We start from the raw sequence: 13,315 nt of genomic DNA on the forward strand, positions 1-13,315 counted from the left end.
AGTCATTCAACCTGTTCAGCCAGCCTTTCAGGAATACCCTTTGCGTCGGGTCTTTTTCCGCAATATTTTCGAAATGCTGTTTCCTGCGCAGCCATAGTTTTTTAAACAGCTCCGACTGGTTGGGGTATTTGTTTATAGCGTCCAGTGTCTTAGGGCCTACAATACCATCGGCGACGACACCCAATACCTGTTGAGGGTATTTGATGCCGTAGACGCCGGAACCCCAGTACCAGTCGACTACAAGATTTGCGATTGCTTGGTTATTTATCTCATCAGCCCGCCACTTGTCCCAGAACATCGGCTTAAGGATATCGCCCCATTCTTCATCGGTCATGTTCTTAAGATCCTCGATGGTTGGCACCGGAAATCCTTTTTTCTTCCTGTATGCTGTGTAAGTAGCTAAGGTGACATCCCTGTTTGTAGGGCCGCCTTTATCGTTGGGGTGATTTACATAACCGCCGCTCCAGCGATTGATAATCGGAATCAGTAATTTAATCTTTGCCATTTTCTTTGTCTTTGTTTTCGTTATTAAATATTTTCGCCCGGTATGAATAATCTATACCGAACACTGTCCCTACGAATGTCAGTATCTCGCCGAACGCGATCAATACGGAATTATCGATCACGCCCCGCGGCGGCACGCAGAACCCGGCGATCAGTAATCCGCAGCCCACGATAATGAGAAATACCGAGATGCTTAGTTGTACTTTTAGTTTCATATACATATCCTTTTAAATATTGATTTCTATTATCCCGTCTGCGGCTACCGTCACATCCGCGCTACCGTAGCCTGTCGCATCCAGTTGTACGGCTATCTCGCGCCGCAGGTCGTTCTCTCGTCCGGTACTTTTCAGGTACTTCTCCGCGCCTACGCCCAGCACGGGTTGTTCTTTAAAGTCGCCCTTATCCGAGAGCATCAACAGCCGGATGTTCTGATAATCGGTATCTCCAGGCGTCAGGCCCGACAATATCCTGCCGTCCGCGTCCCGGATAACGTTAATATCCAGATCGCCTGTTGCCTCGTTTAATAGAATGCCTTTCATTGCTTTACTTTTAAATTTTCGTAATCACCCCGGCTGAATGACGCGGCCTGGTTAGGCGTCGGTGATGCTGTTGTTCCGGCTACCGCGTGCGTATGTAAATTGAATGTTGTCACCAGCTCGTTTAATTTTGCCGTCAGCTCGCTAACCTTCACCAATCCGCCCAGCGCACCGCCATTCAATGTAATATCATCGCTTGTAATCACAGCAGTCGTATTATTGATCTTAACAGCCACTTCGTCAGGCTCAGACATGGCGATCACCAGGCAATTGGCAGGGTCATCGAGCGTCAGACAGAGCACATAAGAACCGACGCGGGGAATTGCTGCCACATAGCTGCCGAGTGTGTCTATAACCGCGTTTAAACGGCATTTAAACAGCGTCGGCTGTCCATCACGTTCTACATCGCATGTCCGGTTTTCCCGGTCGACACTCTCTACGGTGCCGATCGTCACTGTCGCCGCTTCCGGCATCAGCTTTTTGAATAATTCCAGGAATGCAGCTTCCGCACTCATTTTATTTTGTATTTAAGTGTACATACTCTTTCAAAATACGGGTTCCCGTAGCGGATATTAACCGATTCTACCAGGTAGCTGCCGTTTTGCTCCGGCTGCCTGGGCGATACGATGTCCAGCGTGTCGCCGGCCGTTACGCGGGGATAGCCGAAACCGGTTACCGTACCCTCGAAGCCATCGAACACAAGCCTGTCGAGTTCCTTCAGCGCCAGCTCGCGCAGTTCCTTCTCTGTTTTGTTCCGGAAGTTCAGCGAGCGGATGCTGGCCTCCTTCTCCTTATTGCCTACTTCAATCTTTATTTTCTTGCCGGTATCCAGATTCGAGATTGCCTGTATGCGTATCTTGAAATCCTCCTTGCGACGGAATGTAAGGCCCGATTTCTTGACGTTCTTCGAAAAATCATACGTATGGCTCCGGCCAAGTCCACGCACATCGTAGGTAAACTGACAGTAAAGCGTGTCGCTTTTTAGAAAGGAAGAGAAACCGTAAGGCGAGTTTTTCAGCTTCTGCAAAAGAACTAATGTACTTTCGTTGTCGGCCTGGAAGGCTCCCAGGTTTACGTCCGGACATTCTATCTTGTAGCCCGGCGCGATCTCCTTCAGGAGTTGCCGCAGCGTGATGCTTTTCCATGACTTATTGAAACTGTTTTTACGGAGCTTGTAAAAGGCGTCGTCCAGGTATAGTTTCAGCGGATGTCCGCTTCCCACTTCCCGCACAAAGCCGCTAAACTCATTGTTATACTCACCGTTGTAACCAAGTTCGAGCGATACGGCATATCCCGGCTTGATATACTGAAGCACCTCCTGGTCTTTCAGCTTCCCATAGCGTCGCGGGATAGTGACCTCGGCCGTGTCGCCGGTGGTATTCACCGACTGGCGGATATCCGCTGCCGCGATATGGTCGAACCGGATGCCTTGTTTGGTTTCCGTATTCGTGATAGTCAGCCTGCTGTTAAGCCTCAGATACAATCCCATGTTATTTTCCGTTAATGATTGAAAACTCGGCAGGCTTGATGCTCTTGGCCTGCAATGAATACCGTACAGTATCGGGGAACCCTTCGAGCGGTTCGAATACCGGCATATCGCGGAAGTAGATCGAATTGATCTTCAGATCCTGAAACAATGGCGACACCACCTTGATGATGTCGTTTATCTCAAAAAACCCGGTAAGCTCCTTTACTTTCGATTGTGGGTAACGGTGTTCGTTCATGTCGATGAGCAAGCCCTGGATATCTATCTCGTAGTTTTTGAGGGAGAAGAACTCGGCGATCTCCGAATCGGTGTCGCCGTCGTCGATCGTCGTTTCCCCTATGTTCTTGCCGCGCCTGAATCTCACTACCGGCGGCGGGGCGATAACCCCGTCGGTATCTTCCAGCAGCGAGCCGTACGTAAATTTCAATATGCGATCCTGGTACTTTAGTTCCATGTCGGCGAAGTTGTAATCGAGGTTTTCATACGTGCGGATACCCTCATAAGGTCGTGAGGCGCTCTGACGCTGGTACTTTGCATCATTATACGCCACACCGGCGGCGAACAGCGCATGGTTTACAAAACCCTGCGCGTTAGCCCCGATGACGCCGTAAGCGCTCTGGAACCGGTTGAAAATATCAATTACATACCTCATATCAAGCCTTTTTTATGCTGCATACCTAAAATACCCCGCTTTGCCAGCCACTCCAGTTGTTTGACCCTTTCGGCCCACTGCTCGTCGGTCAGTTCCTCCGGGAACTGTATCTTGAAGAAGTAGGCTATCAGGGCGTCCCATTTACGGATATAGTCTTTATTGCTATTGTCGATCAGCGGCGGAAAGACTTCTACAAGTCCCCGACAATAGCTTTGTGCAAAGGGAGCAGTTCGCTCAGCGCCCAGTAGCACGAGAAGTACAGCACGTCGTCAGCCTTCACCTCTTCCTTGTTCGACAACAGGCAGGCGTTGATAAGGATATCCTTTGCCTTTCCCGGGTCGGTGCCTACCCATTTATCATACTGGTTGTAAGTCTGGCGGTCGGGCACGCGTACCACGACGTCTTTTGTCTTTTCCGGAACTTCAGGCGCCAGTGTCGCCAGTTTTACCTTATCGGGGCCGTATTGCTCTTTCCAGGCCTTTATCATTTCGGGGGTTACGCCTTCCGGCAAATTATTTTTCATACTTTTTTTAGTTACGAGTTACAAGTAAACGAGTTACGAGCAATTCTTAATTTTTAATTTTTAATTACTTACTAATTATTTGGTTTTATTTCCAGCACGAACATATCGTACTGTTGCGCCAGCCCCATCTCGGTATTTACGGTGCGTCCCTGGCTGGCAAACTTGCAAACGACCGTGTCATTGATCAGCTCGTTGTAATCATCCGCGAAGGTGATGTTCACATCAAAAGGCTTGATGTTGATCAGCTCACCTCCGGGTACGGCTTTTTCAAGCGATACCGCCTGATTCATCATCAGCGTGAGGCTGCCCTCGTAGCTTTCTTTTCCCATGCTCCACGAGGTAGGCTTGTGCGCGCCGATGGTATGGTTAAGCTGGTGTTCGCGGGTGATGTTGTAGCTGAATTCCACAACCTCGTCCCATATCTGCCCCAACGCGGTAAAGATGGCATCCGCGCCGTCGTAAGCCTTTCCGTTCTTTATTATTCTCATTGCAGCGCCCTTTTAATGTTTACAGTTCCCTTTATCCGGCTGATGGTACCCATCGGTACCCAGTCATAAAATACCTTCAGCTCCTTGTCGCCGTACAGGAGATTGCTCTCCGGGTCTACGGTCGTTATCCCGCCGCTGATCTCAGCAGCATTTTGTAAGCGTCCGAACACATCGTTGCCGATACCTTCGAAATACTTCAGCATACCTGTTCCCAGCTTCCCGCTGTCCGGGTCTACCGGTACGGTCGATTTTATCTTCGGCAGGTAAACCTTGTACAGTTCCCGCTTCACCTTCGCGTTTGTCCGGGACAACGCCATCGTATGTTCGTTCATATTGCCCTCGGCGTCGATCTTCACAGGCGCGCATACATGATCATCATTGAAGACCACCTGCCCGCTGTAATATTCGCCATAGATATAGCCTTTCGCGTTCAGCGTGTCGAGCTGCGCTTCCACATCCCTGATTTTCTCATGCGAGCAAAGCGCCGCGTTGAGCCATACACCGCGCGGCGCATTGGTCAGCGACATGGTCTGCACCTCGCCTATATTATAACTGACAGGCTGTGCGGCCATACAGCCAAGCAATGTGCCTACATCAGCGTACTTCTTCTGTGCATCAGGCAACGCATCGGCAAAATCCCAATCCTGACCTATACAGAGTGATACCTGCGAAAGTTCCACCGCCGCGCCGCTCTCGGTTATCGCCCTCAGGTCGAGGGCCGCCGCTGCCGGGCCGCCGTACCCGCTACCGGAGACAACACAATGCAATGGCCTGTTCGTATCCCAGCACCAGTCGGCAAAGGCCTGCGCCGCCTTCATCGCCGGCAATGTTTCTATATTCAGCCCGTCGACAAGCGTAGCCGCTGCCGGGATGCAGTCGAAAGCGATATTGAATATCTGCCCGTCCGCCGTCGCGACCATCTGCCTGACGGCATCATCGTTCACCAGGTCGGCAAACGTGCCGCCGCTGTTGTCCAGGTTCAGTACATACAGGCTGGCACCGCCTCCGCCTACTGCCGCGACGCGGAAGTATTCGGAGATATGGCGTTGCAACAGTGCATTGCCGGACACCCCGTAGCCTTCTGCCTCTTCGGCATTGCGGAACTGTACCGCTATGCCCGGAGCCAGTTCACCGGAGGGACCGGAGATCGCGCCGTAAGCTCCCACCAGGGCGGATATTTTTTCATATCCGCCCAGGATGGAAATGCCAACCTTGCCTTTATTGATAATAACCCTGTTACTCATCGTCGTCGGTTTTGTCCTCTTCCGGATCGGCGGAATTTTCGAAGGAGAACGTCTTAATATTCTGCTCCTTACCCTTCTCGGAGTTGAGAGCATAGTTTTTATTCGTAAAAAACTCGCCTCTGGAGTTCACGTATACGGTAGCGACGCCATTTGTTTCAGCTATTTTTTTTGCTATCGACTTCAGGTCTTCCGCGACCTCTTTTTTCTTTGCTGTTGCCATGTTTTTAATTTGAATATTTGAAAATTAGCAAATGTTTTACCTAAGCTGTTTTTGTCACAATGGCCCCACTGGCCTGTTCCCTCTTCTGAGGCAATGCGACAAAACGATTCGTAAATGATATCAGGTTCTGTTTGTTTACCGGGTCGGTTTTCGATTCGCTGTAATACATCTTGGTCGTACCTTTGGCCTTGAACATGCGCGGCACGTAGAAGAATACGGAGGCCTCGTAATCGCCGGCGGCAGGAACCGAACCGAACGACTTCTTATTGCCTGTCTGGTCGAACAGCGGGCAGTTGACGAACTCGTATATTTCGAAGCCGTAAGCCTTCATGATCTTGCCGCTCTCGTAATTGTGGTACTGATCTTTGAATTTCTGATCCAGTTCCAGCAGGTCATTAACGTGGTCGGAGCACAGCACCAGGCGACGCCCCGTTTTTGGAACCTTCAATTTGTCCAGCTTCCTCTTCAGGGCGATCAGGTCTTCACGCCTCAGGGCCTTGCGCCCGTCTATAGCACTGCCACTGGTATACACGATAGGGGTATCCGCTGTGGCGCTGACCGGGGCGAATGCATGTATCGCCTTATCGAGGTGCGCCTCGCCCAGCTTGTCCGCGTGGCGGTCTTTGGCCACCTGTATCTTATCGTAGCTGAGAGCATACAATTCATCATCGGTGATGCGCGTAGGATTAGTTTCGAATTTATGCAGCGAAATAGCGATGTCGCCGTCCGGCAGGTTCTCTATTGTCAGCGGGTAGGTTGTATTGTCTATTAATACCGTCGGGTCGCCTGTGACATCTACCAGGTGTATGACGTCGTTATCCACATACCTGCTGAAATCCGGCACCCCGTCCAGGAAGCTTCCCTGTTCGATGTACGTAAACCTCTCTACAACCTTACCTGTCCATACTTCCACATACACGCCGGCGCGTACACCCGACGGCATCGGCACGAACGACATGGCCAGGCCGACAGCATTCATCCCCAGTATGCCGTATACCGGCGGTATGCCGGCGGCGCACGCGGCCGCAGTGCCAATAACCGTATTGGCCAGCACGGCCAATATAAGAGCTAAAATTTTGATTCTCATTTTTTTAATTTTTAATTGTTAACTGTTAATTACTTCCCGTACTTCGCTTCATACAGCGCGCGAAAGGTTTCCTGATCTGATTTTTCGAGGGCCTCCAACGCGGCGCTGTCATTCTTCTGGTAATCATCCCATGTCCAGCCTTCGCGGCCTGTCGCCTGGGAATCACCGCCCTGATTCTTAATCACCTTCCCGATTGTCAGAGGCGGCATGACTGCGTCGAGGGCTGTCTGAAGAGCCTGCATGCCGAGCGTATTGCCGATCCGGGTAAATGTTTCCGCCTGTTCCTTAGTCAGTTTTTTAGGCCCTTTCGCCGCCTCTATCACGGCTGTTACCTGCTTTTCGCGCTCAGCCTGCAAGGACGCCTCGGCTTTCGCCTTCGATTCGTTGGCGATCGCCTCATAGATTTCATCTTCGGAATTTTCGGCCGTCACTGTTTTCAGGCCGTACTTTTTGATTAATGCTTCTTTATCCATTTTATTCTTATTAATTGGTTGAACCTTCTCTTTTGCCAGTGCCGCATAACGCTGTAGTAATCCGGCAGGCGTAAGCGTTTTTATTTCTTCCTTCTGCACGGTGGACTGATCCACCGACGGTATAATACCGTTTATCAGTTTTTCGTCCATCGCCTCTTTTGCCGAGAACCAGTTCTCGCCATCCATCCAGGCGGCGACCTCCGCTTCCGTTTTACCCGTTTTGGCCATATAGGCGGCGCGGAAATTCGCTTCCATAGACCGTAACAGCCTCGCTGTGCGTACAAAATCCTTGCTTGTACCCTCCGCATATCCGTTCGGGGCGTGTATCATCAGGAAGGCGTTGTCGGCCATGTAGATATTGCGGCAGGCCAGCATTATGATAGTAGCCATCGAGGCGCACACGCCGTCGATATAGGCATCTACGGGGATTTCACAGGCTTTTATCGCGTTGTGGATCGCAATACCTTCCAGTACCCCGCCGCCATTGCAATGTATATGCAGTTCGATTACCTCCGGCCTGAAGCTCACCGCATAATTCAGCCGGGCGATAAACGCCTCGGCCGAGTTATCGCCCCATTGCCATATATTGCCGTAAAGCTTTAATACTTGTTTTGCCATTCGTTCGATTTTTCAGCAAAGGAAAAGAAGCTACACCTTTAGTAAAAATAAGTGTCCAACGGTTGGACACTTATTTACATGCGTGCGGTTTAAGATGCAATTTTGAATCAAAAACAGGATGTATGGCAAAGAAAAACAGACCGAAACAGGAACTCGAACGCCTCAGGGAGATCGCCGAGGACTATTATATCAGGCTCAATAAAACGGGGCGGGAGATCGCGGAAATATTGGACGTATCGGAGCAAACAGTCTCGAACTGGAAGAAAGGGCGAACAGGTGAAAAACCGTGGGACGACAGGAAAAAGGAAATCCAGTTAACCCCGGTAAAACTCAAAGAGCTGTTGATGGAAGAATCCTACAAGATCGTAAAGGGTGAAACCTCGAATGTAAACGCCGACCAGTTATCGAAATTCATGGCGGCGATCGACAGGCTGGATAAGTCTGTAAACCCGCGTATCGCCATGTCCGTATTGCAGATGCGCGACAACTTTATGGCGGAGGTGGCCCCGGAAAGGGCAATCGAAGACCTCGAGTATAACAAACAGTTCCTGCAACATTTAATTGCTTTAGAATCATAAAATCATGGCCGCATCGGGTAAATATGAAAGAATAATCCAGGACTACGAAAAGCATTGTCTGCGTGTCGCCCTGGCTACCGAGATCAGGAAGCAGGAAAGCGTACAGGAAAAGATAAAGCGTATAAACGACCTGGAAAGCGATTACGCGAAATGGTTCGAGTATTATTTCCCCAATTTTGCCAAATCGAAATGCGCCCCCTTCCATAAGGCGCTTGCCAGGTATATCGTGAAGCACAAGCGCTGCCGCGTCCTGGCCGAATGGTACCGTTCGGCGGCCAAGTCGGTGCATATCAATATGGGGATACCCCTGTATCTGTATTTTGTAAAGCACGACCTTAAATTCATGCTGATAATAGGGGCGACCTCCCCGAAAGCAAAGAAACTGCTTTCTTCCATACAGGGGCAGTTGCAGTATAACAAGCGGCTTATAAACGATTACGGCGCACGGTACCAGTACGGCGAGTGGGCGGACGGTGACTTTGCCACTGTCGACGGCGTGCGCTTTATGGCGTTGGGCTTCGGTCAAGACCCGCGCGGATCACGCGAAGACGGCGAACGCCCCGACTATATCACCACCGATGACGTGGATACAAAAAAACACATGAACAACGACCGTATCATGCGCGAATCGGTCGATTACATAACAGAGGACGTTATGGGCTGTTTCGATGCTGCCGATAATGCTACCGAGCGGTATATCCATGCCAATAACAACACCAACAAGAATAGTATCACCAACCGCCTGAAGAAGATATTCCTCGAATTCAAGCAGCGGGCCAGGGAAGAGGGCGAGGAGGATATATTCCATATCAGCACGGTGAAGGCCGTTAAAGACCTGGCGACATTCGAGCCGGCATGGAAAGAAAAGACATCGGCGGAATATTGGCGCAAAAAATTCAATTCCACGCCTTACCGTTCCTTCATGCGCGAGTATATGCACGCCCATATACAGGACGGGGCGATATTCAAACAGGAAGATATGGTATTCGGCGAGATATGCCGGCTTGACAAATACGACGCGCTCTGTTTTTACGGCGACTTGTCCTACAAGGATACCGGCGACTTCAAGGCGCTGGTTCTGGTCGGTCGTACAGGGCGCGAGTTCCACATCATACACACCTACCTGAGGCAGGGAAGCCGCGCCAAATGCGCCGAATGGCTGTACAACCTGTATGAGGACAAGAAGCTGGAGCGCTTCAATATCCAGTACATGATAGAGGGGCTTTTTGCGATGGATGACTTTATAAACGATTTCGATATAGAGGGTGACAGCCGGGGTTATTATATCCCCGTCACGGCCGACAAGCGCGGCAAGGCGGATAAGTTCGACCGTATAGAGAGTATCAGCGGGCACTTCGAGCGGCACCACGTTATTTTCAACGTAAAGGAACAGGATTACCTCGACCAGACAACCCTGATAGACCAGTTCCTGGCATTCGAGAAAGGCAGCGGCGCGCATGACGACGGAGCCGACGCCGTACAGGGCGCGATAAGCAAGCTGAACAAGTCCGAAAAATCCGACAAGGCGAATAAGGGTGTAAGGACGACTTCCAGAAAGGATATTATATCGAGGTCGAAAAATAGATACTAACCTAATGTGTAAATATGCCAATTAGTAAATATGCCAATTGGCGCAGAGCGACAAAAAGACATTGGCACATTGGCACATTTTCATATTAACTAATTAATTATGTTCATAACAGACGAAGATTACGACGTACAGGCACAGGCTGACGTGCTGAAGCTGCTGGACGGCTCCGACGATAAGCACCGCTTACGCCAGGCGGAAAAGTACGCGATAGGTGAAATAAATAAGCGCCTGGCCGGCCGCTACGACATGGCCAGCGTATTCAACAAGACGGACGACGACCGCGACGCCTATATTGTGATGATAACGATCGATATCGCGATCTATCACCTGTACGCGCAGAAGTCGCCGCGCCAGATACCGGAATACAGGCAGATCAGGTACGACAACGCCCTGGAATGGCTCCGCGACGTAGGCAACGGCACCAACCCGACCGACCTGCCACCCGTACCCGACGAAGACTACAGGGGGCCCTTCAAGATATGGTCGCTGTACAAACCTAATGATAACAAGTATTAATGAGTAATGAGTGATGAAACATGAATAATAAGCCGTTTAAAGACCGTTTAAACCCTATTTTAATCGACAAATGGGGTAATCCTATGGCAGCGTTGCCGAACGTTCAGCAAAACGCCCGTAAATTATCCGCCGACAAAACGATAGTAGCGAAGATTATAGGCGAATTCAAAGACCGCCAGCGTGCCGAAATAAAGAAGTGGCAGCAGGCGATGGCAGCAATCAGGAATCCTGACGACCCCCGCGCCTACCTGTTACAGGATTTGTACGACAACCTGGAATCGGACGGGCACTTCATATCGGAGCGCGAGCTGCGCAAGGCGGCCACGCTCTGCGCCGAGTTCTCCATTATCGACCGGAGTACAGGCGCCGTGAACAATGAAAAGACAGACCTGTTTCGCGAAGAATGGTTTTACAGCCTCCGCGCCGACCTGCTCGACTGCATATTTAAAGGCGTCACTATATTGGAACTCACCAACCCGCTGTCGCTGGACTTCGAGGTCGTCCCGCGGCGGAACGTCCAGGCGGATACAGGGCGCGTATTCCTGGAGGCGTCAGGCAGCAAGTATATCGATTACCGGTCAGGCCTGTATGCCGGGCGCATCATCCAGGCCGGCAAGAATGACAGCCTGGGCCTGATGGCCGACCTGTGCGGCCAGCTGATATGGAAGCGGAACGCCCAGCAGTCCTGGGCGGAATATACAGAGAAATACGGACAGCCGCTGATTACAGCGACAACAAATAAAATATCCGATAGCGATATACAGCATATACAGGATATGTTGGACACACTGGGAGAGGCAGCCAGGGCGGTACTGCCGGAGGGTACGACGATCAAGATAGAGCAGTTTACCGGGGGCGATTCGTACAAGGTCTACGACATGCAGATAGAGCGTATTAACACCGAGATCAGCAAGCCGATGATAGGCGGTACCATGCTGACCAGCGACGGATCGTCGCGCAGTCAGTCGGAAGTACACGAGCGCAACCTGAACGAGAAGATCGCCGCGCGGGACAAGCTGATGATTGAATATATTGTCAACGGCCAACTGATACCCATTATGCAGCGCTGGGGACATGCCGTGAACCCGGATACGGATAAATTCGTACACAACGACACGTTCGAATTATCTGTCGAGGCTCACTGGCAAATCGTATCAGACGCAATATCTTACTTCGACGTCCCTGTAGAATGGATAAGCAAAACGTTCAACATGCCGATAACGGGGCTGAAGAAACAGGCCGCGCCGAATCCTCCGGAGCCAGGGGCGAATGAAAAGAAGCCGAAAGCGCACGGCGGCGGGTTTTCGGCAAATTTCCGGTAGGGGCAAACGATAAGGCCGCCGCGTTTGCCCCCGGGATAATAGATAATACAGTGCGGAAGTTATACGAGCCCTGCCCGTGCTGCGGCGGGTTTATTCCTGCGGATGAGTTCGACGGCGGCGACGACTTCGAAGACCTTATCCGGCAACTGGCCGACGAGGTGTATAAGTCGAAACACGGGGTGTATTCCCCGGAACTGGTGCAGGGTACTGCCGGTGAACTGACCGACGCCCTGAGCGAGGGTTACGGAGACATTGCCGTCGACTGGGATACACCGGATCACCTGATGCTGGAGAAGCTTACGGAAAATGTATTCCAGTTTTCTGCTGCTAAAAGCTACCAGCAACTGCGCGACATCACGCTGGCACTGCGCGACGGCGAAGGCAACCTGCGCGAGCCGGGCGACTTCATGGAGGCAGTGGACGCGCTCGGGTATAAGTATAACCGGGAGTGGTTGCAGACGGAATATTATACGGCCGTGGCTTCGGCGACGGCGGCGGCTCGCTGGGTGGAATACAACCGGGAGGCCGACCTCTTCCCGATGTTGCGATACGAAACCGTAGGCGATAACCGCGTACGTGCGGAACACAGGCTTCTGGACGGTATTGTAAGGCATATCAAGGATGTGTTCTGGCAGACCTACTACCCGCCTAATGGCTTCCGCTGCCGTTGCGAGGCATTACAGGAACCGGACAGCGACGCGGCCGAAACGGGCTTACCGGTGCATCTGCCGCAAGTGCCGCCGATGTTCAAAACCAATCTGGCCGAAAATGGCCTACTGTTCCCAAAGAATCACCCCTATTACGAGGGTGTGCCCAAAGATGTACTGCGCCGGGCTATGCAGTACCTTCCGGAGGATTACGCATACAGGACGCGCGACGGGTACGAAGAACACGCGATGCTGCAACATGAGCCGGAAGCGGAAGAAAACCGCGCCATCGCGGAGATACTGGCCGGAAACGGAGAGAAGGATATTAAGCTATTGCCCCGGCTACACGAGAAAGAGATCGACCTCAGAAAAAAGTATTACGGCGAGGAGTATGTGAGGGAACATCCTGCAAAATGCCCGGATAGCTTTATAGGCGGCGAGCCGGCGGAATTTAAGGAATCGGGAAAAGCCAATATGTCTAAACGTGTACTTGATGCATCCAGGCAGGCTGATATTGTTGTGATCAAAACAAAGGAAGTATTAACGGAAGGCTATATAGATATGTTTATCAAGGGGCAATGGGATCACGACGACAGGCTGAATGTAAAACGTATTATCATTATAAACGACGGTAAGACGCATAAATATGAACGCCCGGAAATACAAAAGCGGTAAGATAAACAAGTTACCTTCCCGCTTAGGAGCGTCCGGGACGCATCCCCGACATGACAAAGGTAAGAATATTTTTTAATTAGCAAATTCGAAAATGTGAAAATTATTATTACTTGCGTAATTGGCACATTTTCATATTGGCATATTAACACATTGAT

18 protein-coding genes are annotated in these 13,315 nt (G+C 51.0%); 5 read left to right on the plus strand and 13 right to left on the minus strand.

Annotated features, from left to right (window positions below):
* The 13 genes from ACFO6W_RS07690 to ACFO6W_RS07750 form a co-directional block, all read right to left on the minus strand.
* The coding region (locus tag ACFO6W_RS07690; protein ID WP_379994987.1) for a glycoside hydrolase family 108 protein at positions 1-505 on the minus strand (505 nt) is incomplete at its 3' end.
* A complete protein-coding gene (locus ACFO6W_RS07695) occupies positions 492-719 on the minus strand; it encodes a hypothetical protein (RefSeq protein ID WP_379994989.1) in 228 nt (75 codons plus the stop codon). The genes ACFO6W_RS07690 and ACFO6W_RS07695, both read right to left, overlap by 14 nt.
* Positions 720-731: 12 nt before the next feature.
* Positions 732-1,043 carry a hypothetical protein gene (locus ACFO6W_RS07700; protein ID WP_379994991.1) on the minus strand — a complete coding sequence of 104 codons (312 nt, stop codon included), beginning with the start codon at positions 1,041-1,043 and terminating at the stop codon, positions 732-734.
* A complete protein-coding gene (locus ACFO6W_RS07705; RefSeq protein WP_379994993.1) occupies positions 1,040-1,495 on the minus strand; it encodes a hypothetical protein in 456 nt (151 codons plus the stop codon). The genes ACFO6W_RS07700 and ACFO6W_RS07705 overlap by 4 nt, the downstream gene beginning before the upstream one ends.
* A gap of 56 nt (positions 1,496-1,551) precedes the next feature.
* A complete protein-coding gene (locus ACFO6W_RS07710; RefSeq protein ID WP_379994995.1) occupies positions 1,552-2,529 on the minus strand; it encodes a hypothetical protein in 978 nt (325 codons plus the stop codon).
* A 1-nt stretch (position 2,530) separates the two neighbouring features.
* Entirely contained in the window at positions 2,531-3,178 is a 648-nt protein-coding gene (locus ACFO6W_RS07715; RefSeq protein WP_379994997.1) for a DUF6046 domain-containing protein, read from the minus strand.
* Positions 3,175-3,429 carry a hypothetical protein gene (locus ACFO6W_RS07720; RefSeq protein WP_379994999.1) on the minus strand — a complete coding sequence of 85 codons (255 nt, stop codon included), beginning with the start codon at positions 3,427-3,429 and terminating at the stop codon, positions 3,175-3,177. The genes ACFO6W_RS07715 and ACFO6W_RS07720 overlap by 4 nt, the downstream gene beginning before the upstream one ends.
* Entirely contained in the window at positions 3,369-3,701 is a 333-nt protein-coding gene (locus tag ACFO6W_RS07725; protein WP_379995001.1) for a hypothetical protein, read from the minus strand. Before ACFO6W_RS07725 ends, ACFO6W_RS07720 begins: the two co-directional genes overlap by 61 nt.
* Before the next feature lie 71 nt (positions 3,702-3,772).
* Positions 3,773-4,189, minus strand: a complete 417-nt coding sequence (locus tag ACFO6W_RS07730; protein WP_379995002.1) for a hypothetical protein — start codon at positions 4,187-4,189, stop codon at positions 3,773-3,775.
* The gene (locus ACFO6W_RS07735) at positions 4,186-5,526 is read right to left on the minus strand and encodes a DUF2586 family protein (RefSeq protein WP_379995004.1); all 1,341 of its coding nucleotides are present in this window, start codon (positions 5,524-5,526) and stop codon (positions 4,186-4,188) included. The genes ACFO6W_RS07730 and ACFO6W_RS07735 overlap by 4 nt, the downstream gene beginning before the upstream one ends.
* Entirely contained in the window at positions 5,426-5,653 is a 228-nt protein-coding gene (locus ACFO6W_RS07740) for a hypothetical protein (protein WP_379995006.1), read from the minus strand. Before ACFO6W_RS07740 ends, ACFO6W_RS07735 begins: the two co-directional genes overlap by 101 nt.
* A 40-nt stretch (positions 5,654-5,693) precedes the next feature.
* Positions 5,694-6,611 carry a hypothetical protein gene (locus ACFO6W_RS07745; protein ID WP_379995008.1) on the minus strand — a complete coding sequence of 306 codons (918 nt, stop codon included), beginning with the start codon at positions 6,609-6,611 and terminating at the stop codon, positions 5,694-5,696.
* Positions 6,612-6,769: 158 nt separating this feature from the next.
* Complete coding sequence (locus ACFO6W_RS07750; protein ID WP_379995010.1) at positions 6,770-7,831, minus strand: head maturation protease, ClpP-related; 1,062 nt, start codon at positions 7,829-7,831, stop codon at positions 6,770-6,772.
* Between the two features lie 122 nt (positions 7,832-7,953).
* On the opposite strand from ACFO6W_RS07750, the gene ACFO6W_RS07755 reads away from it, so the two are divergent.
* The 5 genes from ACFO6W_RS07755 to ACFO6W_RS07775 all read left to right on the plus strand — a co-directional run bounded on the left by ACFO6W_RS07755 (position 7,954) and on the right by ACFO6W_RS07775 (position 13,160).
* On the plus strand, positions 7,954-8,409 hold the full coding sequence (locus tag ACFO6W_RS07755) for a helix-turn-helix domain-containing protein (protein ID WP_379995012.1): 456 nt from the start codon (positions 7,954-7,956) through the stop codon (positions 8,407-8,409).
* A gap of 4 nt (positions 8,410-8,413) precedes the next feature.
* Positions 8,414-10,000 carry a phage terminase large subunit gene (terL, locus tag ACFO6W_RS07760; protein WP_379995014.1) on the plus strand — a complete coding sequence of 529 codons (1,587 nt, stop codon included), beginning with the start codon at positions 8,414-8,416 and terminating at the stop codon, positions 9,998-10,000.
* A gap of 99 nt (positions 10,001-10,099) precedes the next feature.
* Positions 10,100-10,516, plus strand: coding sequence for a phage protein Gp36 family protein (locus ACFO6W_RS07765; RefSeq protein WP_379995016.1), 417 nt, complete (start codon positions 10,100-10,102; stop codon positions 10,514-10,516).
* 20 nt (positions 10,517-10,536) lie between these two features.
* Positions 10,537-11,838: a phage portal protein family protein gene (locus ACFO6W_RS07770; protein WP_379995018.1), complete on the plus strand. Its 1,302-nt coding sequence runs from the start codon at positions 10,537-10,539 to the stop codon at positions 11,836-11,838.
* Positions 11,839-11,996: 158 nt separating this feature from the next.
* Complete coding sequence (locus ACFO6W_RS07775; RefSeq protein ID WP_379995020.1) at positions 11,997-13,160, plus strand: phage minor head protein; 1,164 nt, start codon at positions 11,997-11,999, stop codon at positions 13,158-13,160.
* The last annotated feature ends 155 nt before the right edge of the window (positions 13,161-13,315 follow it).

This window comes from Dysgonomonas termitidis (assembly GCF_042654545.1).
Lineage (GTDB): Bacteria > Bacteroidota > Bacteroidia > Bacteroidales > Dysgonomonadaceae > Dysgonomonas > Dysgonomonas termitidis.